This is a genomic window from Promicromonospora kroppenstedtii (genome assembly GCF_044389675.1).
Lineage (GTDB): Bacteria > Actinomycetota > Actinomycetes > Actinomycetales > Cellulomonadaceae > Promicromonospora > Promicromonospora kroppenstedtii.
Genome location: NZ_JBIRYI010000005.1, coordinates 79,306 through 100,184, shown reverse-complemented (window position 1 = coordinate 100,184; position 20,879 = coordinate 79,306). Strand labels below are relative to the sequence as shown.

Here is a 20,879-nt window from a genome sequence, read left to right as displayed (position 1 = left end):
CCGCAGGGCGAAATGGCGAGGGGGTGAAATGGTCGGCCCACACCCTTCCTGAAGGGCCCAGAAGTTCACCCGTTGCCTAGGATTTGGCCATGGCCGAGGCGACTGCCGGACACGACGACGACCCGATCTCCAACCGGAACCGGATCATTGCTGCTGCCGCGCGCCTGACCTGCGCCCACGGCTGGTCCAAGGTGACGATGGGCCGCCTCGCGGCCGAGGCCGGCGTGAGCCGGCAGACCGTCTACAACGCGGTCGGCAGCCGTGACGACCTGGCCGAGGCCATGGTGCTCACGGAGTCGGCGCAGTTCATCTTCCACATCGCCGAGGCCTTCGACCGGCACCCCGACGACCTGCTGGCGGCGATCCACGACGCGGTGGAGAACACGCTGACGTTCGCCGAGGGCAATGCGCTGCTCCGCGCCGTGGTGTCCGCGACGCACGGCGCCGACACCGAGCTGTTGCCGCTGCTCACCACGCACTCGGAGTCGCTGCTGGGCACCGTGAAGGTGGTCGTCCAGGACCGGGTGGACCAGTACGAGGTGATGTTGCCGCCCGAGCGGATCGCGGCGGTCATCGACATCATGGTGCGCTCGGCGCTGAGCCACGTGATGCAGCCGACGGCCGCCCCGCGCGAGACGGCCGGATCGATCACGTGGCTGGTGGCGTCCGTGCTCGGGCGCACGGAGGAGCTGGTCGGCACGGGCGTCTGACCGCTCGCCGCCGGGCTCGCCCGGGGCCGCACCCGATCCATGGCTTGACGCGCCGCGTCGGCGGAGGAGGATCGAGGCATGCGAATCGGCACCCACTTCATGCGTTTCGACTCGATGGAGCCCGCCCGGATGCGTACCGAGCTGGCGGACGCCGCCCGGTACGCCGACGAGGGCGGCGTCTCGTGGATCTCCGTGATGGACCACTACTTCCAGATGGAGCACCAGGGCTTCCCGGCATCGGACCCGATGCTGGAGGCGTACACGACCCTGGGCTACCTGGCCGGGGTGACCGAGCGGGTGCAGCTCGGTGCGCTGGTCACGGGGGTGACGTACCGCTACCCGGGCCTGCTGGCCAAGATCGTGGCGTCCCTCGACGTGGTCTCCGGCGGCCGGGCGACGTACGGCATCGGTGCCGCCTGGTACGACAAGGAGCACGCGGGGCTGGGGGTGCCGTTCCCGCCGGTCAAGGAGCGGTTCGAGATGCTGGAGGAGACCGTCCGGATCGCGCGGCAGATGTACGACCCGGAGCAGGACGGGCCGTTCGAGGGCAAGCACTTCCAGCTCGCCGAGACCCTCTGCTACCCGCCGCCGCTGTCGGGCCCGGAGATCATGATCGGCGGGTCGGGCGAGCGGAAGACCCTGCGGCTCGTGGCGCAGTACGCCGACGCGTGCAACCTGTTCGCCGAGACGCCGGAGCGTCTGCGCCACCTGCTCGACGTGCTGCACGCCCACTGTGCCGACGTGGGCCGGGACCCCGCCGAGATCCGCATCACCATGCTGCACCGCGGCACGCCGATCCGGCCGGGCGACACCGCGGCCTTCGTCGAGGAGATGCGGGGCTTCGCCGTGCACGGCGTGGACACCGTGATCCTGCGGCCGCCGGGCACCTCTCTCGCGGAGTGGGTGCGCGACGCGGTGCTGCCGGTCGTGGAGCCGTGCGCCGACCTGTGACCCTCAGCCGGCCGGGGCGGCTGCTCCGGCCGTCCCGGTAGGCACCGCGCCGGCCCGGCGCACCGCGCCGGCCCGGCGCAGCACCACCGGGCAGGTGGCCAAGTGGTCGTCCACCAGGCCGCACGCCTGCATGGCCGCGTACGCCGTCGTCGGCCCGATGAACCGGAAGCCCTCCTTCTTGAGCGCCTTGCTCAGGGCCTTGGACTCGGCGGTCGTCGCCGGCACGTCGCCGAACGTGGCGTGCCGTACGCGCCCGGCCGGGTCTGGTGCGAACGACCAGAAGAGCTCGTCGAGCGTGCGCCCGGAGTCGTGCAGCGCGACCACGGCGCGCGCGTTGTCGATGGTCGCCTCGATCTTCATGCGGTTCCGGATGATGCGGGCGTCGAGGAGCAGTCGCTCGACGTCGTCAGGGCCGAAGGCGGCCACCCGCTCCGGGTCGAAGCCCTCGAACACCTCGCGGAACGCCGGCCGCTTGCGCAGCACGGTGATCCACGAGAGCCCGGACTGGAAGCCCTCCAGGGCGATGCGCTCCAGCAGCGCCTGCTCGCCGTGCACGGGCACGCCCCACTCCTCGTCGTGGTACGCCGAGTAGAGCGCGTCGCCGTCGCCGAAGCAGCGCCCTGCCGAGCCGGCGACGTCCGCCGTCGTGCTGATGTCTGTCCCGTGTTCGGTGGTCACGGGACCACTCTGACTCACGTCACCGACACTCCGCGCCGGTCGGCAGCCTGCCTGTGCACGACGTCCGAAAACCGCTGCCTGTGGTCGCGCCGGAACCGTTGCGGCGCCGTGCCGAGGGACTCAGGAGCTCTCGGGCGTGATCGCACCACGGCGCCGCAGGTACGCCTCGAGGCCGTCGAGCACCACCGAGATCCCGAAGGCGATGTCGTCGTCGCCGGGTCCGTCGACGGCAGGCCCTGACCACGACGCGAACGAGGCGAAGATGTGCGGATACGTGTCCGGGCCGGCGTAGCGGCCGAGCACCACCTCGAAGTCGGCGTAGGGGTCGGCCGCATGGATCGCGGCGGGGTCGAGCTCGGCCTCGGGGGTGTCGTCGGGCAGCCCGGCGTCCCGCCGTACCTTCTGCACCGCTGCGCGGTGGGTCTCCACGTGCACCCGGGCCTCGCCCAGCACGTGCTGGGCGAGCAGGCCGACGACCGCGAGCTTCTCGTCCGCGGGCAGGTCCACCTCCCGCATCACGCCGAACGCCTGGTCCATCCAGCGCACCCGGTTCGGCCCGGGCGGCGTGGCCGACAGCGGCAGATCGAGCATCCACGGCCTGGTCAGCGCCATGTCGATCTGCGCCCGTGTCCAGGCCTCCAGCCCCGCCCGCCAGTCGGAGCCGGCCGGGATCTCGGGCAGGTCGGCGGCCACGGCGTCCGACATGAGGATCAGCAGCTCGTCCTTGCCGGACACGTGCCGGTACAGCGCCATCGGTGTGTAGCCGACGGCCTCGGCGACCCGCGCCATCGAGACGGCGGCGAGGCCCTCGGCGTCGGCCAGCTCCATGGCGGCCTGCACGATCCGCGCGGCGGACAGCGCGGGCTTGGGCCCGCGCCGGCGCGGCGCGGTGTCCCCCCACAGGCGCTGCACGACGGCGGGCAGCTCGTGCTCCTGGCCGGTGCTCGGCGGCTGCTCGGCCGGCCCGGACGTGTCGTCTGTGCGCATCGGTTCCATCCTGCCCTGCCCAGCCGGGGTGATCCGACCCGAAACCCTCTTGACCACATACTGTTTACGCCCCACACTAAAACGCGTAGGACGTAAACAGTAACTGGATCCGAGAGGAAACGACCATGGCTGCGATCGTCACGGCCGAAGGACTGGGCAAGTCCTTCGCCAGGCGGGGCTCGACGAGCCCGCCCGTGCTGGACGGGCTCCACCTGGAGCTCGAGGAGGGAACGGTGCTGGCCTTGCTGGGGCCCAACGGGGCCGGCAAGACCACCACGGTCCGCATCCTGTCCACGCTGCTGCGGCCCGACGCGGGTCGTGCGACCGTCGGCGGGCTCGACGTGGTGCGGGACGCGCGCCGCGTCCGCGAGATCATCAGCCTCACGGGGCAGCAGGTCGCCGTCGACGACAAGCTGTCCGGCGCCGAGAACCTGACGATGATGGGGCACCTCGCCCACCTGCCCCGCCGCGTGGTGCGGGACCGCGTGACCGAGCTGCTCACCGCCTTCGACCTGGCCGACGCCGCGAGCCGGCACGTGGGCACCTGGTCGGGCGGCATGCGACGTCGGCTCGACCTCGCCGCCGGCCTGCTCACCCGGCCCCGCGTCATGTTTCTCGACGAACCCACCACGGGCCTCGACCCGAGGTCGAGGCAGGCCCTGTGGGACGTCGTGCGGGGCGTCGTGGCCGACGGCACCAGCGTGCTCCTGACCACCCAGTACCTGGAGGAGGCCGACCGGCTCGCCCAGCGCGTCGCGCTGGTGGACGGCGGCCGCGTCGTCGCCGAGGGCACCCCCGCCCAGCTCAAGCGCGAGGTCGGCGAGGCCGGCGTCGAGCTCGCCTTCGCCACGCCGTCCGACGCCGCCCGGGTCGCCCCGGCGCTCGCGGCCGCCACGGTCGACGGCGCGCGGGTGCGCGTGGCCACGGACGGCTCGGTCGGGCACGTGCGGTCGGTGTTGTCGGCGGTCGAGGCCGCCGGAATCGCGCCCGAGCACTGGGAGGTGCGCGCGCCGAGCCTCGACGACGTCTTCCTGACGCTGACCGGACAGGCCGGGACGGCGGGCCGGGCCGGCCAGGACCGCCGGGCCACCACGACAGGGGTGGCGGCATGACCCACGTGCTGAGCGACGTCTCGACCATGACCACCCGCGGCCTGCGCCTCGTCGCGCGCGACACGGACGCGATGATCACCGCGGTGGTACTGCCCGTGATCATCCTCCTGATGTTCGTGCTCGTGTTCGGCGGGGCGCTGGACACCGGCACGGAGTACATCGACTACGTGACACCGGGAGTGATCCTGCTGGCCGCCGGGTTCGGCGCCGCGAACACCGCCATGGCGGTGGAGCGCGACATGTCGGGCGGCATGGTCGACCGGCTCCGCTCGATGCCCGTCAACGCCTGGACCGTGCTGTCCGGGCACGTCGTGGCGAGCCTCGTGAAGAACCTCGCCACCACCGCGATCGTCTTCGGCGTCTCCATCCTGCTCGGGTTCCGGCCCCAGGCCACCGCGCTGGAGTGGCTCGCCGCGGTCGGCATGATCCTGCTCTTCGTCGGCTGGATCACCTGGCTCGCCACCCTCGTCGGCGTGCTGGTCCGCTCACCCGACGCTGCGGGCGGCTTCTCGTTCTTCGTGATGTTCCTGCCCTACGTGTCGAGCGCGTTCGTGCCCGTCGACACCCTCCCGGCCTGGCTACGGGGGTTCGCCGAGCACCAGCCCGTCACACCCGTGATCGAGACGGTCCGCGGGCTGCTCACGGGCGACGTCGCCGGGAATCCCGGCCTGGCCGACCCGGGCGGGACCGCGGCGCTCGCGATCACCTGGTGCGTGAGCCTCGGCCTGGTCTTCGCCGTCGCAGCAGGGCTGGCGTTCCGTGCCCGGCGCTGAGCGGGGGCGGGCGGCGACCCGCTGGTGGCGCCGTCCCTGGATCGCGCCCCTCGCCGTGGTCACCGGGGTGTTCCTGGCGACCGCCCTGCCCCGCTACGTGGGCCTCGACCCGACCCTGTCCCTGGTGCCGACGGACCGCGGGCCGGCGTTCTACCCGGCCCTGGTCACGCACATCCTCGCCGGCTCGGTGATGCTCACCGCGGGTGTGCTGCAGCTCTGGCCGTGGCTGCGGGCCAACCACCCGCGCGTGCACCGGTGGAGCGGCCGCGTCTACGTGGTCTCCGCGCTCGTCTCCGGCGTCGGGGCGCTCGTCACCTCGCAGTTCCCGAGCGCGGGCGTGGGGCAGCAGGTGGGCAACACGATGCTCGCCGTGCTGCTCCTGACGTTCACGCTGCTCGGCTACCGCGCCGTGCGGCAGCACCGGTTCGCGGACCACCGCGAGTGGATGGTCCGCAGCACCGCACTGGCGTTCTCCATCGTGGCCAACCGGTTCTGGGCACCCGTGCTCATCGCGATCTACGTCCCCGGGGCACTCGCGAACCCGGACATCGGGTTCGGCGCCCCGGAGATCGAGGGCGCGGCCGTGGCCTCGGCGTGGATGTCCTGGATCGTGAACCTCCTGTTCGCCGAGTGGTGGCTGCACCGCAGGCCGAAGGGGCGGGCCCGGGTGCAAAAGCCTCGGTGAGTGTCGGTGGCTCGGGACACACTGTCCTCATGTCACAGACGACCAGCAATGCCGCGAGCGACGCGACCGAGCTCGAGCAGAAGCAGATCCTGAAGAAGTACCTCCAGGAGACCCGTGAGGCCCTCGTGTGGAAGCTCGAGGGCCTCACGGAGAAGCAGGCACGATGGCCCCTGGTGCCCTCGGGCAACAACCTCCTGGGCATCGTGAAGCACTGCGCCAACACCGAGATCGGCTATCTCGGGCCGGTCTTCGGGCGGCAGTGGCCCAACCCGGGAGAGCTCGTCCCCGACGACATCTTCGAGACCGACCCGCAGGCCGACTGGTACGCGACCGCGGACGAGACCGTCGCCTCCGTCGTGGACCTCTACAAGCGGGGCTGGGCGTTCTGCGACGAGACCATAGACACCCTCCCGCTCAGCACCGTCGGCAGGGTGCCGTGGTGGAAGAACCGCGAGGTCACGCTGTTCCGGATCATCGTCCACGTCACCGACGAGACCGCCCGGCACGCCGGTCACGCGGACATCCTGCGCGAGCTCACCGACAGCTCGGTGGGGCTCTACGCGGGCAACACCAACATCCCCGACTGGCAGGGCGACCAGATGGCCGTGTACGTCGACAAGCTCAAGAAGCTCGCCGAGGGGGCGGGCAACTAGCGCCCGCGTCCGAGATTCGCCAAACTGCGGGCCATGCCCCTCAACGTGGAGCCGTCCACATCCTCCGGGCCCGCGCCCGAACCCGCCCTCGCCGAAGCACCGAAGCCCGCACGCCCCGCACCGAGAGCCGAGGTGGCGGCCGGTAGGTCCGACATCCCGCCGAGCGGGCCGGGCGGGCGGCGCGACAGCGGCTCCATGCGACCGCTGTTCGTCTTCCTGATCGTCGCCGCGGTGGCGCTGATCGGCAGCATCGTGTTCGCGCTCGTGCACGTCACGAACGACCGCGGGCTGGACCAGCTCGCCGACGCGCGGGCCGACGTCGTGCAGGCCGTCGACGAGGGGCGCGCCGCACAGGAGGGGCTGGCCGCGCAGATCGAGACCGCCGAGAGCACGCTCGTCGCCTCGAAGGGCAAGGTGGTCGACGGCGCGCTCCGCGCCGAGCTCGCCGCGCGCGTCGCCGCCGCCAAGAAGCTCGGCGACCAGCAGCCCCCGTCGATCCCCGAGGCCGGGGCCGCCGGCCTCGAGGCCCCCGCGGACCTGGACGCCCTGGAGGCGCAGGCCACCGAGTGGGCCATGACCATGCGCACCGCCTCGACCACTCTCACCTCCGCCACCGAGGACGTGCAGGAGTCCTACCGGCAGTGGCAGCAGGACCGCAAGGACGCCCAGGCCGAGGCAGACGCGGCCGCCGACGAGGCGGCGCAGGCCGCCGAGCAGCTTGACAAGGCCCTGAAGTCCCTGTCGACCACGACCGACCAGCTCAAGATCTCGGTGCGGGACTCGCAGTACACCCTCGACTGGGCCGCCGGTCTGGACGGCCCCACCGGCCCCCGCAAAACCCTCCTGGCGCACCGCAAGGAGGGTGCGGCGGCGCTCGCGGCGCGGGCCGACGCCAAGGACCTCGCTGCCGTGCAGGACCTCCTGGACCGCCGCGAGACCGCGCGGGTGGCGATCGAGGACGGTGCCTGGGCGGTGCGGGCCACGCTGGCGGACGGCAGCAACGGGCGGATCGCCCAGAAGGACCTGTGCAAGATGGGGCTCGGTCCCGAGGGCCAGGACCAGTACCTGCGGTGCGACGCCGCCGAGGACTGGACGAAGCTGGCAGCGGCGTTCGAGGCGGAGCTCGGCAAGCCGCTGCGCGTCGAGTACGGCTACCGCCCCTACGACTGGCAGCTCCAGGCGCTCGCCGAGTTCGGCGCCGGCCAGGTCGCCGAGCCCGGCACCTCCAACCACGGCTGGGCCGCTGCTGTGGACGTGCCTGTGGACGACGGCTTCCGCTTCGGCGAGCCCGAGTTCGAGTGGCTCGCGGCCAACGGGCCCAAGTTCGGCTGGGAGCACCCGGACTGGGCACGGGCCGGCGGTGGTCGCGAGGAGCCCTGGCACTTCGAGTACCAGGGCTGACGCCGCCCGTCCGGTGCCCGCGCGCCGCCGTCGACCACGGTGGTGCGCGGGCACTGGATAATGGGGGGCGTGCAGTGCCCTCACTATGACGCCGGCCGCTGCCACTCCTGCACCCTCCTGGAGATCGACTACCCCACCCAGGTGCTCGACAAGGAGCGGCAGGTCGCCACGCTCCTCGACCCGGTCTCCGACGGCCTGACCTGGCTCCCGGCGGTCCGCAGCGTCGAGTCCGCCTTCCGGAACAAGGCGAAGATGGTCGTCAGCGGCACTGTCGCCGAGCCTGTGCTGGGCATCCTCGACCGGGCCGGCCACGGGGTCGACCTGACCGACTGCGGCCTCTACCCCGACGAGCTCCAGGCGTCCTTCGGACCGCTGGCGGCGTTCGTGACGCGCGCGAACCTGGAGCCGTACCAGGTCTCGGGCACGGGCAAGCGCGCGCAGCAGCGCGGCGAGCTCAAGTACCTCCTGGTCACGCTGTCGCCCGACGGCGAGCTGATGGTCCGGTTCGTGCTGCGCTCCCAGGAGTCGATCGCGCGGATCCGCAAGCACCTGCCCGCGCTGCTGGCCGACCTCCCGACCCTCGCGGTCGCTTCGGCGAACATCCAGCCCGCGCACGCCGCGGTGCTGGAGGGCGACCTCGAGATCCCGCTGACCGAGCGCACCACGCTCCCGATGCGCATCGACGACATCACGCTCGACCTGCGACCGCAGAGCTTCTTCCAGACCAACACGGCGGTCGCCACCGAGCTGTACCGGCAGGCCCGCACCTGGGTCGACGAGGTGGACCCGCACAGCCTCTGGGACCTCTACTGCGGGGTCGGCGGTTTCGCGCTGCACTGCTCCGCGCCCGGCCGGTCCGTCACGGGTATCGAGATCAGCGCCGAGGCGGTCGTCGCGGCGTCGGGCACGGTGGAGCGCCTGCGCGACGGCGACGGGGCCGGCCGGTTCCGGGACGTCTCGTTCGCCGCGGGCGACGCGACGGCGTTCGCCGTCGGGCCGCAGGCGCCCGGGCTGCCCGAGATGGTGATCGTGAACCCGCCCCGGCGCGGTATCGGCACCGACCTCGCGCAGTGGCTGGAGGGTTCCGGGATCGACCACGTCCTGTACTCGAGCTGCAACGCGACCACGCTCGCCAAGGACCTCGCCGCCATGCCGTCGCTCCGGCCGGTCCGGGCGCGGCTGCTCGACATGTTCCCGCAGACCTCCCACTACGAGGTGCTGGTACTCCTCGAACGGGCCTGACCCGGCGGCGTCTGCCCCTTGCCCTCCCCGTCCTTCTTCGCCTGACCGGGCGGAACATCCTTCTTGGCCTGACCGGGCGGGGCGTTGTTCTTTCTCGCCTGACCGGGCGGGGCGCCGTCCTTCTTCGCCTGCCCCGGCGGGACGCCGTCCGACTTCGCGAGACCCGGCGGGACGCCGTCCGATGTGGTCAGGCCCGGCGGGACGCCGTCCGACGTGGACAGGCCCGGCGGGACGCCGTCCGACTTCGTGAGACCCGGCGGGACGCCGTCCTTCTTCGCCTGGCCGGGCGGCCTGTGCTCCGTCGACGTCGTGCCGGTCAGGTCGGGAACGTGGGTCGGATCCTCCTGGACCGACCGGGTGGCATGACGGGCGGCGGCCGGTGGCCGGTCCTGTGCCGAGGCCGACACCGAGACCGTACTGGTCTCGTGGAACGAAGGCGCCGTGGCCTCGACGCTGCCCACCATGCCCGTCGTGACCGCGGTCGTCACGAACAGGCCGCCGGCGACGGTAGCGGTCAGGCTCACCGGGTCGGTCAGCAACGTCCGGGCGGTCACGGCCGCGCGGACCCCGACGGTGGCGAGCCAGCCTCCGGCCCCGGCCGCAGCCCCTCCGGCCGCCGCCGCACCCGCCGCGCCGGCCCCGCTCGCCAGCCCTGACTCCGCCGTCACGGTCCCGAGCAACAGCACGGGCGCACCGGCGCGCAGCATCCAGTAGGACTCGCGGACGTCGACGAACGCCCGGGTGCAGCCCGAGCACCCGACCATGTGGTCCTCGACCTGCTGGCGTCGGCGCGGCAGCAGGCGGTTCCGGACGAAGTCGTGGAGGGCGGCCCGGGTGGACCGGCACTCCAGGTCGGCGGTGGTTCCGGCGTGGGCCGTGGCGAACGTGCTCGCGAGCCGGTTCTCTGCCCGGCGCAGCCGGCGCTTGGCGGCGTAGGGCAGCACGCCGATCTCGTCGGCGATCGCCGACACGGGCCGGGACGCCACGTGGTGGTCCCAGAGGAGCTGCTGCTCACTGGCGGGGAGCCGCTCCATGGCCAGGTTGAGCACCTCGAAGTCGAGCGCGTGCCGCACCGGCGCCAGGGCGGCGGGCTCGCCCGCGGGACCGCCGACGGCCGGTTCCCCCTCCTGGGTCATCCGCATCGCCACCTCGACGGCCGCGGTGCTCCAGAACGCGAGCGGGTCGGCGAGGTCGCCCTGCTTGAGGAGCTCCACGCACAGCAGCTCGAGGCCGCAGCTCGCGGCCAGCTCCGGGTCGACGCCCGGAACCCGCCGGGACACCGTGAAGACCACGGCGCGGCGGTGAGCCGCCCACAGGCTGAGGTCGGCACTCGTGACGGTCACGCTGCCCCCCTCCCGCACGCGACGTGACACCCCGTGACACCACGTCGCGCGTGCCCCCGGGCGTGCATGTTCGCAAAGAATGCATGCGCATGGAAGGCGCCTCTGTGATCACGGGACGATCTTGGGCTCGCGCCCAGAAGGCCTGTGCGTCCGCACAGCATCGAGGAGATGCGGGCCTGGTAGGAGGCCCGCACACCCATCAGTCCCCGGCCGCAGACTCTGCGTCGTCGGCGGCGTCCGAGAACGTGCCGAAGAGCAGGTTCCAGATCTCGTCCAGCGTGGTGGTCGCGAGATCGATGCCCGGGAGGTCCGAGAGGCCGAGGCTGGCGAGCAGCTCGTCCAGCGCGCTGCCGAGGCCCGGTGTCGCGGGAGCCTCGGGCTCCTCCGGTACCTCCGGCGGTTCCGCCGGGTTCTCCGGCTCGGTCGGCGGCTCGGCTGGTTCCTCGGGCTCCTCGGGCGGGTCGGGCGCGTCCGTGCCGCCACCCGGGTTCGACCCGGAGTCGGAGCCGGAGGACGGGGGCTTCGTGGTGTCGTCCGGCGCGTCGTCGGACTCCGGCGCCGGAGCCGGCTCGGCCACCACCGGGGGCGGGTCGACCGGCGCGGCCGCCGCGTCCTCCTTCGGGGTGGTCGCGGGGCGCGGCCGGGGGTCCTCGGGCGGGATGGACGGGGGCTTCTCGTCCGAGGACGGCTTGTCCGAGGTGGACGACGAGTCGTCTCCGTCGCCGCCACCGCCACCCGAGCCGCCGCCGGCCCCGCCGGCGCCGGAACCGCCGCCCGCGGCCCCGGCCTCCTCGACCGCCTGGACGGGCGGGTCGTCGAGCTGGTTCAGGATCATCGCGGCGGCGCCGGAGCCGATGGCCAGCGCGGCGAGCACGCCCGCCGCCACCGCGGTCTCCTTCTTGCCGAAGCGCGGCTTGGTCGTGCCCGCGGCGCCCGCGCCCGCGGCGCCGGCGGCGCTGGTGAGCAGTCCGCCGGCGATGAGGTGTTGTCCGAGGTCGCGGAGCATCCAGGAGACCTCGCGTACGTCGATGAACGCGCGGGTGCATTCGCCGCAGCCGTCCATGTGGACCTCCAGGCGTCGCTGCCGGCGGGGCAGGAGGCGTCCTTTGAGGTAGTCGTGCATGGCGGCGCGGGTGGTGCGGCACTCGGGTTCGTTGACGTTCTGGGCGTGGGCGGCGGCGAACGCGCCGGCGAGGCGTTCCTCGGCGCGGCGTAGTCGCATGGTCACGGCGTGGGGGCGCACGCCGAGGCCGGTGGCGATGTCGGTCACGGCCATGTCGTGCACGTGCCGGTCCAGGAGGATCTTGCGGTCGTCGTCGGCGAGGTCGGACAGGGCGGTGCGGAGCATGGAGACGTCGGCTTGTCGTTCGGCGTCGAGCTCTGCTCCGGCCATGGGTGGGGTCAGGCCGTCGAGGGTGTCGTCCTCGACGGCGTAGGTGCGGCCGGCTTCGCGGGTCATGGAGATGGCTTCGTTGACCGCGGCGCGTCGCCAGTAGGGGGCGGGGTCGTCGATGGTGCCGCCGGTGGAGACGATGCGGACCATCTTCTCCAGGGCGCGGCTGGTGGCTTCCTCGGCGTCGATGCCGGGTACGCGTGCCGCGACGGAGCGTACGACGTTGGGGCGGTGCACCACCCAGTCGTCGATACGCAGGTCACCTGTGGTCGTCACGCGAACCCGTTCCCCTCTGCGCATAGTGTCCGGTTTCGACTCGCTCGGCAATGATCGCACCACAGATCCACGTTTGTGCAACTTTCCGGGGTGATCGGTTGTCGTGGCGGCGCCGCTGGGGTGCGCGGCCGGCACGGGCTCGGAGGGCGGCCCGAGCGGCGGCTCGGGCTCGGATCTGGTCAAGTCCATCAGGGGTTCACCTCCGGGTGGTCGTGAACGTGGTCGACACGACGTCCAGACCCTGCGGTCCGGACGTCGCGTGGATGATCGCGAGGGCGACCTCACAGGTCGCGGCGATCAGGTCGCTGGCTCCCCACGCGTCGGCGAGGCGGTAGAGGTTGACCGCGTCACCCTCCGCGTACGCGCGCAGGTATTGGGCGCCCAGACGAACAAGTTCGGGGTGCTCGGTGTGTTCCATACAGCCCAGACGCGCGAGCCGGCCGGATGTCACAGCACTTCTGGAAATTTCTTCGGATTGTTCCGTGGCGTCCGTTTCCGGCGCGGAGAGAGGTCCGAAACGGGTGCCCAGGGCACCGTTCGACGCGCGCGATCAAATTTCATCCGGTAGGCCTGTGATCCAGGCCACATGTGAATGCATCGAAAAGTGCTGTGACATCCGGGACGTGCCCGCGTCTTCTCTGTGACGCGGACGAAGTTCGGACCTCGCTGGGGGCGGGCCGAGCTCCGTCGCGTCGGGCGGGAACCGTGGTTCGGAGTGCGCTGGGGGCACGCCGAGCCACGGCTTCCCGTTCTTCGGCGCGAGCGCCGGCTCGGACCTCGCTGGCGGCGGACCGATCCGGCGCTCGTGCCCTCGGACACGGCGTTTCCGCCGTCCCGCTTCCCTTTACCGGCCAGGCAGGTCCACGTACGGTGGGGCCATGCGCACGACACGCTCGCTGCTTACCTAGCCGCACCGGTTCCGCCCTCGAGCGGGCACACCCGGTGCGGCCGCCCCTCCTTGCGAGGGGCTTTTTCGTGCCCGGAACCCGATCGACGCACCGGAGAGCGAGAGCGATGAGCGAGCAGCGCACCACCCCTGGACCCACCGGCGGCGGCCCGGCCGAGGCCGCCGGGTTCGCGGCGTCCGACGACGGCGTCCGGCCCCGCCGGTACCTGCTGACGATGTTCCCGTACCCCTCGGGGGACCTGCACATGGGGCACGCCGAGGTGTTCGCGATCACCGACGTCCAGGCCCGATATTGGCGCGCCAAGGGCTTCGACGTGCTCAACCCGGTGGGCTGGGACTCGTTCGGGCTGCCGGCCGAGAACGCGGCCATCCGCCGCGGCGAGCACCCGGCGGTGTTCACGGAGGCGAACATCGCGACGCAGGCGGCGTCGATCCGGCGCTACGGCGTCTCGTTCGACTGGACGCGGCGCCTGCACACCCACGAGCCCGGGTACTACCGCTGGACGCAGTGGCTGTTCGCCCGCCTGCACGAGCGTGGCCTGGCCTACCGGGCGGCGGCGGAGGTGAACTGGTGCCCCGAGGACCGCACCGTCCTGGCCAACGAGCAGGTGGTCGACGGCGCGTGCGAACGCTGCGGCGCCACCGTCGTGGCGCGCAGCCTGACGCAGTGGTTCTTCCGCACGACGGCCTACGCGGACCGGCTGCTGGACGACATGTCCCTGCTGGAGCCCGGCTGGCCCGCGCACGTGCTGACCATGCAGCGCAACTGGATCGGCCGGTCCGAGGGGCCGAACGGCCGCACGTACCGCCTGCACGACTGGCTGGTCTCCCGGCAGCGGTACTGGGGCGCCCCGATCCCGGTGGTCCACTGCCCGGCGTGCGGGGAGGTGCTGGTGCCCGATGACCAGCTGCCCGTCGAGCTGCCGTACCTGGCGGGCGACCGGCTGGCCCCCGGCGACGTCTCGCCCCTGGCCGCGGCCCGCGACTGGGTGGAGACCACCTGCCCGCGCTGCGGTGGACCCGCCGAGCGCGACACCGACACCATGGACACGTTCGTGGACTCGTCCTGGTACTTCCTGCGCTACCTGTCGCCCGGGTACGACGGCGGCCCGTTCCGCCCGGAGGACGCCGCGCGCTGGATGCCCGCCGCGCTGTACGTGGGCGGCGTCGAGCACGCGACCATGCACCTGCTGTACGCGCGGTTCGTCACCAAGGTCCTGTTCGACATGGGCCTGGTGCCGTCGCCCGAGCCGTACGCCCGCCTGATGAACCAGGGTCAGGTGGTCAACCAGGGCCGCGCGATGAGCAAGTCGCTGGGCAACGGCGTGGACCTGGCCGCCGAGCTGGACCGGCACGGGGTGGACGCCGTCCGGCTGGCGATGCTGTTCGCGGGGCCGCCGGAGGACGACGTCGACTGGGCAGACGTGTCGCCGGAGGCCATGGGGAAGTTCCTGGCGCGTGCGCTGCGGCTGGGGTCTCGACAACCTCGACCGGCGGGCGGGCATGCCCTGCGCCGGGCGGTGCACCGGACCGTGCACGACGTCGACGGGCTGGTCGAGGCCGGCCGCTTCAACGTCGCGATCGCCCGGCTGATGGAGCTGGTGGGCGAGGTGCGGCGGGCGGCGTCGGACACCGACGACGAGACGTACCGCGAGGCCGTCGCCGCCGTCGCGGTGCTGCTGGGCATGTTCGCCCCGTTCACCGCCCAGGAGCTGTGGGAACGGCTGGGCCGCACGACGGCGGTCGCGGCGCAGCCGTGGCCCGACGTGGACCCGGCGTACCTGGTGACCGCCGAGGTCGAGGCCGTGGTCCAGGTGGACGGCCGTGTGCGGGACCGGCTGCCGGTCCCCGCGGACGTCGCGGCGGCCGACCTGGAGCGAGCGGCCCTGGCGCGGCCGGCAGTGGCCCGCGCGGTGGGCGACCGGGCGGTGCGGCGGGTCGTCGTGCGCCCGCCGCACCTGGTCAACGTGGTGCTGGCACCGGCCTGACGGTCAGGCGGCCGCGCCGTCGTCGTCCTCGCCGTCCTCCTCGTCGAGCTTCGCCCGCAGGGCGCGGAGCTCGACGAGGATCTCGCGGTTCTGCGCGGCCAGGGCGTCGAGCCGCTCGTCCTTCTGCTCGTCGTCATGACGCTCCTCCTCCGCGATCTCCTCCATGCCGTTGACGATGACGGCGATGAACAGGTTCAGCACGGCGAAGCTGACGACCAGGATGTAGAGCACGAAGAAGATCCACGCGGCCGGATGGGTCTCCATCACCGAGCGGGCGATGTCGGGCCAGGCCTCGCCCGTCATGGCCTGGAAGAGCGTGAACAGGGAGATCCACAGGCTGCCGAAGTACTCGGGGGACGACGCTCCGAACAGGCCGGTCGCGATGACCGCCGACACGTACATGACCAGGATCAGCAGGGCCCCCACGGCGCCCATCCCCGGCACGGCCCGCAGCAGGCCGTCGACGACGCGACGCAGCGACGGCACCACGGTGATCACGCGCAGCACCCTCAGCACCCGCAGGGCACGCAGCGCGGACAGGGACTCGCTCGCGGGGAGCACCGCGACACCGACGACGAGCAGGTCGAAGATGTTCCACGGGTCGCGGAAGAACTTCCGGCCGTAGGCGACGATCCGCAGCACGAGCTCGAGCACGAAGAAGCCGAGCATGGTGTGGTCGATCTTGACCAGGACGTCGAGGGCTGCGCCGGTCACCATCGTCTCCGCGCCCAGGATCAGCGCGTTCGCCAGGATCACCCCGAGCACCAGGTTGGTGACCCACTTCTGGTCGAGAAAGGCCCGCAGCCGCTCCCGTCCGGTCCGCGGTACCGCCTGCGTGCCGATCTCCTGGTCCATCCGGTCTCTCCTCAACGTTCCCGTGCCCGGAGCCCGTGCTCCGGCAGTGCCTCGGGCCCCATGCCCGGGCGAACTTTAGCGTGGTGGTGTGCCCCGCTCCGCCCGGGCGCAATGTCCCGATATGGACCTAATCGGCGGGTCCGGTGGCAACTGAACTAAATCAGTGCTTGAGTAGAGCACAAGCAAGCAACAAGACTGGAGGAAAATGCCATGGGCTTCTGGGCCTTTCTCATCCTCGGACTGATCGCCGGTGTCATCGCTCGCATCGTCATCCCGGGCAAGCAGCCGGGCGGTTTCTGGGTCACCTTGCTTCTCGGTGTGCTCGGCGCCATGCTCGGCGGCTGGCTGGGCGGACTGATCTTCAACATCGGCTTCGACGAGTTCTGGTCGTGGTCGACCTGGCTCTTCGCGGTGATCGGCGCGGTCATCGTCATCCTGATCGCCCAGGCGATCTTCGGTCGGCGCAAGACCGCCTGACCGCTGTGGCCCGCGGCCGCACCGCCGGCGTCGTCGTCCTGACGATGCTGGTCGGTGCGGCCGCGGTCGCATGTTCGGGCGGCCCGCCGGAGCCCACGTCGACGCTGGGTCCCGTGCCCGGCGCCGTGGCCGACCACCTCACCGTCCAGGTGGACCAGGGGCGCACGCAGTACGCCGCCCGGGAGATCGTCCTCGCGGTCACCAACGACTCGGACGAGACGATGACGCTCCTGTCGGGCGCCCTGGACGCCGACGGCTTCGGGCCGTCGCGTCCCACGAAGGAGAACCACACCCCGGCACTCCGACCGGGGACCACGCGTGACGTTTATCTGCAGCTGGGCGAGGCGGAGTGTGCGGGCGCCCCGGCCGGCCCTGCGGAGCCCAGGCCGGACGCTGCGCCGTCGGCCACGATCAGGCTCGCCCTCGGCGAGCACGACGACCTCGGGCCGGCCACCGACGTCGTCGTCGAGCAGGTCGAGGACCCCGGCGGTCACCTCGGCCGCAACCACGCCGTGGACTGTGCCGGTGCCGCCGTCGCCGCGGGAGCCAAGCTCACCGTCGAGCCCGACATTCCGGTCGAGACGCGCGACGGTGAGCTGACGGCACTGGTGACGCTACGGGTCGAGGCAGTGGACGGTGGGCCTGAGGTCACGATCGACCGGATCGCCGGGACCACGATCATGAACAACGCCGACCCTGGCGGCGACGGCTCCGGCTGGACCGGGCGTGCGCTGGACGGCCAGCGGGCCGGCGCGATCACGCTGCCGGTGGTCCCCGCCCGCTGCGACGCCCACGCCGTGGGCGAGGACAAGCGCGGCACGTTCCTGCCGGTCTCGGCGAGTGTCGACGGCGAGGCGCAGCACGTCATCTACGTGCCCATGCCCGACTCGGCGCGTGCCGACCTGTTCGCGTTCATCGCGGACAGCTGCGACTGGCCGGAGTAGTCCGGTGTCCCGGAGACGCGCGGAAGGCGCCCCCTCCGGCATCGGGTCGGGACCCGGCGCGGAGGCGGCGCCTCGCGAAGTGCTGATACTACGGTGAGCGTCCGGCTCGAGCTCAGACTCTGCCTCTTGTCGTCTGAGCCTGCGGCTCCGCTCCGGGCGAGTGCCTCGTACCTCGGCCCTCACCCTGCGCTGCGCCTCCGGCTCAGACTCGGGCTTCTTGTCGCCTGAGCCTGCGGCTCCGCTCCGGGCGAGTGCCTCGTACCTCGGCTCTCACCCTGCGCTGCGCCTCCGGCTCAGACGACGCGGATGAAGGTCGGGCTGTTCTGCCACATCTCGGTGTAGCGCACCGGCATGCCGGCGGCCCAGGCCTCGATGATCATGCCGTTGCCGGCGTAGAGGGCCACGTGGCCGGGCGTCCAGACGATGTCGCCCGGCTCGGGGTACGTGACCTGGTAGCCGGAGCCGAGCATCGCGCTCGAGGAGTGCGGCAGAGAGACGCCGAGCTGCGCGTACACGTACTGGATCAGGCCCGAGCAGTCCATGCCCTCCGCCGGCGAGTTTCCGCCCAGCACGTAGGTGATGCCCAGGTAGTTGAAGGCGATGTTGACGGCCTGCTGGCCGACCGGGACCGGGTCCGGCGCGTCGACCGAGACGACGGCGGGGGCCTGGCCCTTCTCGCCGTCGGCGCCCTTCGTGGTGCCCAGGGTCTCCATCTCGATCGGCATCTTCGCGTCGGCCGGGACGGTCACGGTGGGCGCGGCGGCGACGGACTGCTTGGCCACCGCGGTGAGGGAGTTGAGGTCGACCGAGTTCAGCTTCGCGGTCTTGACCTCGGTCTTGAGGTCCATCGCCGGGGCCGCGTGGGCCGTCGTCGCGATGGTCGAGATGAGGACGCCGCCTGCGGCTGCGGCGATGGCGCCACGGCGGGCGACGGTGCCGGCGTTCTCGGTGGCGGTACGAGCGAGGATAGTCAGTGGTGTCTGGGCCGGGCGGCTGTCACGATGCCGTCCGCGGATGGAGTTCGTCACCTAATGTCTCCTGTACCGCCTGCGAGGTGAGCTGTCGGGTTCGGGTAGGAGTACAACCCGGCCGCACGGCTACTGGGGGGTTTCCGTCCGGCTTCACCCCGAGGGCGACGATCCTGCTGTCGCCCGGGAATGGGTCCCCCGCTCCTGTCTTGAACGTCTGAGTCATGAGCCGGTGACAGGACTCGGCGTCCGGCTCACGACTCCACCGTCGCGGTGGAGCAGAAGTCAAAGTACACACGTTCACGGGAAAAGTCACGATCGGGTTACGCATTACGGTCTGACCCAACGAAGAAGCAGATTTACGCCGTTCCGGTCTTCACGGTTATGACCGACATCACACATCGGCTAGCGTTCGGCGTCATGGCCGAAACGCAGCACCGCATCTCCGCGTGGTGGGTGCTTCCAATCAGTGCGATCGTCTGGTGGGCCTGCGGTTTTCTGCCCTGGATCGCGCAGCTGTCGTACCAGGTCACGGGCCTTGCCCGTGCGTCCGACGCCGCGGCGGCCGGGATCCGGCCGCTCCCCTTCACGGCCGACGGCGCCGTGGTCGGCCTGGTCGTCATGGCCCTGATGGGCGGACTGCTCGCCGGCGTCACGGCCCGCCTCCCCGCCTCGGCCGGTGCGGGTGCGGGCGCCGCGATCGCGGGCACCCTGCTCGGCATGGCGGGCGCGGCCGGCAGTTCCTGGTGGCTCGCTGCCGGCGCCACCGTGCCCGGCGACGCCATGCCGTTCGGGATGCTCGTCGTCACGGTCGGCTCGGGGCTCGTGGGCCTTGCCGCGGGGCTCCTGGCCGGCATCGGCCCGGCCGCGCTGCGCGGCGTCGCGCTCGCCCTCCCGGTGGTGCTCCTGGACGGTTGGCTCTGGGGCCTCCTGCCCGGCAACGACGTCTCCCCGATCGGCTCGTGGTGGGTGCTCGCGACGGCGCTCGGCGTGGCGTTCGGGCTCTGCGTGGACGGCAAGCCCCTCGACCTGCTCGGCTGGCTGCCGGCCGCGGGCACCGTGTGGGTGCTGCAGTCCGCCGGCCCCGCCCTGCTGACCGTGCAGGAGAACATCTGGCCGGGCTCGGCGCTCACCGAGAACCCGCTGTCGGCCGCCGGTATCGCGGGCCGCGAGATCGCCTCCGCCGCTCTGACGACCGACGGGCACCAGCTCGGTGCCTGGGTGGTGGCGCTGCTGCTCGGCGCGGCCATCGCGGCGCTGCGGCTGTCCCGGGAGGCCGGGGACGAGAGCGAGCTGTCCGAGGCCTGGGCCTGACCCGCAGCACCCTGCTGATTTCGATTCGGTAAATTTCACCCACAACCGGACATTGGCCCTGTTCGGCATCGGTCGCCTCACCCTAGGTTTGCCCCAGTTCAGGGGTAATCAGCCCCTGTGCGAGCAATGGGGGCATACATGAAAAGGAAGTCCTTCGTCGGCGCCGCCACCTCCGCGGCGCTCGTCGTGGTGGCCCTGACGGCCGTGGCGCCGGGCGCGCACGCCGCGACGAGCGATCCTCTCCGGGACAGGCAGTGGGGCCTGGACCAGATCAACGCCGAGACGGCCTGGCGGGCCAGCACCGGCGAGGGCGTGGTGGTGGCCGTGGTCGACACCGGTGTCGACCTCGACCAGCCCGACCTGGCCGGCCAGCTTCTGCCGGGCGCCACCTTCACCGGCTGCGTGGACGTCCGCCCGTGCGGTGACGGGGACTTCCGTGGCCCCGACGGCGCCAACGACGGCGACGAGCACGGCACGCACGTGGCAGGCATCGTGGCCGCCGCGACGGACAACGGCATCGGCGTCGCCGGCGTCGCTCCGGACGCCGAGATCCTCCCGGTCAAGGTGCTCGAGGCGGGCACGGGGTCGTCGCGGGACATCGCGGACGGCATCCGCTGGGCGGCCGACCACGGCGCCGACGTCATCAACCTCTCCCTGGGCTCCGGCCTGGGCGGGCAGCTGCTGACGATCATCGGCGTCGACACCCTGATGCGCGACGCCATCGCGTACGCCCGCGAGCAGGGCGCGCTGACGGTGGCGGCGGCCGGCAACTCGTCGACCCCGCTCTGCAGCGACCCGGCGTTCACCAGCGCCGCGATCTGCGTCGGGGCCACCGACTCGGCAGGCCTGCACTCCTACTACTCGGAGCTGCCGGTCAAGCTCGACCTGAAGAGCGTCTCGGCGCCCGGCGGGTCGGGTGGGCTGACCGGATGCGACGGCGACGTCTGGTCCACGGTGCCCGAGGGCACCGGTTCCGACACCTGCGCGGGCGGCAGCTACGACGCCTACGCGGGCACATCCATGGCGACGCCGCACGTGGCCGGGGTCGCGGCGCTGCTGTTCGCGCAGGGGCGGTCCCTCGCGGACGTCGAGGCGGCCGTCCTGTACACGGCCCGCGACCCGCTCCTGGGCCTGCGGGGCCTGTGGACGCCGCTGTACGGGTACGGCATCCTCGACGCGGCAGCCGCGGTCGCGTACTGATCCCGGGCGCCGGTGGCGCCGA

Annotated in this window: 20 protein-coding genes and 1 riboswitch; of the genes, 13 read left to right on the top strand and 7 right to left on the bottom strand. The window is 72.1% G+C overall.

Annotation, left to right across the window (positions count from 1 at the left end; translation table 11 throughout):
* The first annotated feature begins 89 nt into the window (after positions 1–89).
* Together ACH47X_RS09645 and ACH47X_RS09640 are read left to right on the top strand one after the other, a co-directional pair.
* A complete protein-coding gene (locus tag ACH47X_RS09645) occupies positions 90–710 on the top strand; it encodes a TetR family transcriptional regulator (RefSeq protein ID WP_397403661.1) in 621 nt (206 codons plus the stop codon).
* 78 nt (positions 711–788) lie between these two features.
* Positions 789–1,661, top strand: coding sequence for an LLM class F420-dependent oxidoreductase (locus ACH47X_RS09640; RefSeq protein ID WP_397403659.1), 873 nt, complete (start codon positions 789–791; stop codon positions 1,659–1,661).
* 3 nt (positions 1,662–1,664) lie between these two features.
* Here ACH47X_RS09640 and ACH47X_RS09635 read toward each other — a convergent pair whose 3' ends face one another.
* Positions 1,665–2,339 (bottom strand): DNA-3-methyladenine glycosylase I, encoded by a 675-nt coding sequence (locus tag ACH47X_RS09635; RefSeq protein ID WP_397403657.1) that lies wholly within the window; start codon positions 2,337–2,339, stop codon positions 1,665–1,667.
* A gap of 120 nt (positions 2,340–2,459) precedes the next feature.
* On the bottom strand, positions 2,460–3,326 hold the full coding sequence (locus ACH47X_RS09630) for a TetR/AcrR family transcriptional regulator (RefSeq protein ID WP_397403655.1): 867 nt from the start codon (positions 3,324–3,326) through the stop codon (positions 2,460–2,462).
* A 125-nt stretch (positions 3,327–3,451) separates the two neighbouring features.
* Between ACH47X_RS09630 and ACH47X_RS09625 the strand changes: the two genes are divergently transcribed.
* The 6 genes from ACH47X_RS09625 (at position 3,452) to rlmC (ending at position 9,192) form a co-directional block, all read left to right on the top strand.
* Positions 3,452–4,438, top strand: a complete 987-nt coding sequence (locus ACH47X_RS09625; RefSeq protein ID WP_397403653.1) for an ATP-binding cassette domain-containing protein — start codon at positions 3,452–3,454, stop codon at positions 4,436–4,438.
* Entirely contained in the window at positions 4,435–5,211 is a 777-nt protein-coding gene (locus ACH47X_RS09620) for an ABC transporter permease (protein WP_397403651.1), read from the top strand. The genes ACH47X_RS09625 and ACH47X_RS09620 overlap by 4 nt, the downstream gene beginning before the upstream one ends.
* Entirely contained in the window at positions 5,198–5,896 is a 699-nt protein-coding gene (locus tag ACH47X_RS09615) for a DUF2306 domain-containing protein (protein WP_397403649.1), read from the top strand. Before ACH47X_RS09620 ends, ACH47X_RS09615 begins: the two co-directional genes overlap by 14 nt.
* Before the next feature lie 29 nt (positions 5,897–5,925).
* Positions 5,926–6,549, top strand: a complete 624-nt coding sequence (locus tag ACH47X_RS09610; RefSeq protein WP_397403647.1) for a DinB family protein — start codon at positions 5,926–5,928, stop codon at positions 6,547–6,549.
* 33 nt (positions 6,550–6,582) lie between these two features.
* A complete protein-coding gene (locus tag ACH47X_RS09605; protein ID WP_397403645.1) occupies positions 6,583–7,950 on the top strand; it encodes a M15 family metallopeptidase in 1,368 nt (455 codons plus the stop codon).
* Positions 7,951–8,019: 69 nt separating this feature from the next.
* Entirely contained in the window at positions 8,020–9,192 is a 1,173-nt protein-coding gene (rlmC, locus tag ACH47X_RS09600) for a 23S rRNA (uracil(747)-C(5))-methyltransferase RlmC (protein WP_397403643.1), read from the top strand.
* On the opposite strand, the gene ACH47X_RS09595 is transcribed toward rlmC, so the two are convergent.
* The 3 genes from ACH47X_RS09595 to ACH47X_RS09585 form a co-directional block, all read right to left on the bottom strand.
* Positions 9,159–10,535 carry a sigma-70 family RNA polymerase sigma factor gene (locus ACH47X_RS09595; protein WP_397403641.1) on the bottom strand — a complete coding sequence of 459 codons (1,377 nt, stop codon included), beginning with the start codon at positions 10,533–10,535 and terminating at the stop codon, positions 9,159–9,161. The genes rlmC and ACH47X_RS09595 overlap by 34 nt on opposite strands.
* Positions 10,536–10,734: 199 nt before the next feature.
* Positions 10,735–12,204 (bottom strand): RNA polymerase sigma factor, encoded by a 1,470-nt coding sequence (locus tag ACH47X_RS09590; RefSeq protein WP_397403639.1) that lies wholly within the window; start codon positions 12,202–12,204, stop codon positions 10,735–10,737.
* A 196-nt stretch (positions 12,205–12,400) separates the two neighbouring features.
* Positions 12,401–12,622 (bottom strand): hypothetical protein, encoded by a 222-nt coding sequence (locus tag ACH47X_RS09585; protein ID WP_036958673.1) that lies wholly within the window; start codon positions 12,620–12,622, stop codon positions 12,401–12,403.
* Between the two features lie 596 nt (positions 12,623–13,218).
* On the opposite strand from ACH47X_RS09585, the gene ACH47X_RS09580 reads away from it, so the two are divergent.
* A complete protein-coding gene (locus tag ACH47X_RS09580) occupies positions 13,219–15,099 on the top strand; it encodes a class I tRNA ligase family protein (protein WP_397403637.1) in 1,881 nt (626 codons plus the stop codon).
* A 3-nt stretch (positions 15,100–15,102) separates the two neighbouring features.
* On the opposite strand, the gene ACH47X_RS09575 is transcribed toward ACH47X_RS09580, so the two are convergent.
* Complete coding sequence (locus ACH47X_RS09575) at positions 15,103–15,954, bottom strand: ion transporter (protein ID WP_397403634.1); 852 nt, start codon at positions 15,952–15,954, stop codon at positions 15,103–15,105.
* A gap of 210 nt (positions 15,955–16,164) precedes the next feature.
* Here ACH47X_RS09575 and ACH47X_RS09570 point away from each other — a divergent pair, with 210 nt between their 5' ends.
* Both ACH47X_RS09570 and ACH47X_RS09565 read left to right on the top strand, forming a co-directional pair.
* On the top strand, positions 16,165–16,431 hold the full coding sequence (locus tag ACH47X_RS09570; protein ID WP_377232254.1) for a GlsB/YeaQ/YmgE family stress response membrane protein: 267 nt from the start codon (positions 16,165–16,167) through the stop codon (positions 16,429–16,431).
* Between the two features lie 5 nt (positions 16,432–16,436).
* Positions 16,437–17,375 (top strand): hypothetical protein, encoded by a 939-nt coding sequence (locus tag ACH47X_RS09565; RefSeq protein ID WP_397403631.1) that lies wholly within the window; start codon positions 16,437–16,439, stop codon positions 17,373–17,375.
* A 293-nt stretch (positions 17,376–17,668) separates the two neighbouring features.
* Here ACH47X_RS09565 and ACH47X_RS09560 read toward each other — a convergent pair whose 3' ends face one another.
* Positions 17,669–18,403 (bottom strand): C40 family peptidase, encoded by a 735-nt coding sequence (locus tag ACH47X_RS09560; protein ID WP_397403629.1) that lies wholly within the window; start codon positions 18,401–18,403, stop codon positions 17,669–17,671.
* A gap of 1 nt (position 18,404) precedes the next feature.
* Positions 18,405–18,569: riboswitch (cyclic di-AMP (ydaO/yuaA leader) on the bottom strand.
* Positions 18,570–18,763: 194 nt separating this feature from the next.
* On the opposite strand from ACH47X_RS09560, the gene ACH47X_RS09555 reads away from it, so the two are divergent.
* Both ACH47X_RS09555 and ACH47X_RS09550 read left to right on the top strand, forming a co-directional pair.
* On the top strand, positions 18,764–19,657 hold the full coding sequence (locus ACH47X_RS09555; RefSeq protein ID WP_397403627.1) for a hypothetical protein: 894 nt from the start codon (positions 18,764–18,766) through the stop codon (positions 19,655–19,657).
* A 138-nt stretch (positions 19,658–19,795) separates the two neighbouring features.
* Positions 19,796–20,857, top strand: a complete 1,062-nt coding sequence (locus ACH47X_RS09550) for a S8 family serine peptidase (RefSeq protein WP_397403625.1) — start codon at positions 19,796–19,798, stop codon at positions 20,855–20,857.
* The last annotated feature ends 22 nt before the right edge of the window (positions 20,858–20,879 follow it).

Bases quoted from the DNA above. Each gene is read 5' to 3' on its own strand.
- ACH47X_RS09575 (WP_397403634.1), bottom strand. From the start codon at position 15,954: ATGGACCAGGAGATCGGCACGCAGGCGGTACCGCGGACCGGACGGGAG.
- ACH47X_RS09620 (WP_397403651.1), top strand. From the start codon at position 4,435: ATGACCCACGTGCTGAGCGACGTCTCGACCATGACCACCCGCGGCCTG.
- ACH47X_RS09625 (WP_397403653.1), top strand. From the start codon at position 3,452: ATGGCTGCGATCGTCACGGCCGAAGGACTGGGCAAGTCCTTCGCCAGG.
- ACH47X_RS09555 (WP_397403627.1), top strand. From the start codon at position 18,764: ATGGCCGAAACGCAGCACCGCATCTCCGCGTGGTGGGTGCTTCCAATC.
- ACH47X_RS09550 (WP_397403625.1), top strand. From the start codon at position 19,796: ATGAAAAGGAAGTCCTTCGTCGGCGCCGCCACCTCCGCGGCGCTCGTC.
- ACH47X_RS09570 (WP_377232254.1), top strand. From the start codon at position 16,165: ATGGGCTTCTGGGCCTTTCTCATCCTCGGACTGATCGCCGGTGTCATC.
- ACH47X_RS09645 (WP_397403661.1), top strand. From the start codon at position 90: ATGGCCGAGGCGACTGCCGGACACGACGACGACCCGATCTCCAACCGG.
- ACH47X_RS09605 (WP_397403645.1), top strand. From the start codon at position 6,583: ATGCCCCTCAACGTGGAGCCGTCCACATCCTCCGGGCCCGCGCCCGAA.
- ACH47X_RS09580 (WP_397403637.1), top strand. From the start codon at position 13,219: ATGAGCGAGCAGCGCACCACCCCTGGACCCACCGGCGGCGGCCCGGCC.
- ACH47X_RS09640 (WP_397403659.1), top strand. From the start codon at position 789: ATGCGAATCGGCACCCACTTCATGCGTTTCGACTCGATGGAGCCCGCC.
- ACH47X_RS09630 (WP_397403655.1), bottom strand. From the start codon at position 3,326: ATGCGCACAGACGACACGTCCGGGCCGGCCGAGCAGCCGCCGAGCACC.
- ACH47X_RS09585 (WP_036958673.1), bottom strand. From the start codon at position 12,622: ATGGAACACACCGAGCACCCCGAACTTGTTCGTCTGGGCGCCCAATAC.
- ACH47X_RS09610 (WP_397403647.1), top strand. From the start codon at position 5,926: ATGTCACAGACGACCAGCAATGCCGCGAGCGACGCGACCGAGCTCGAG.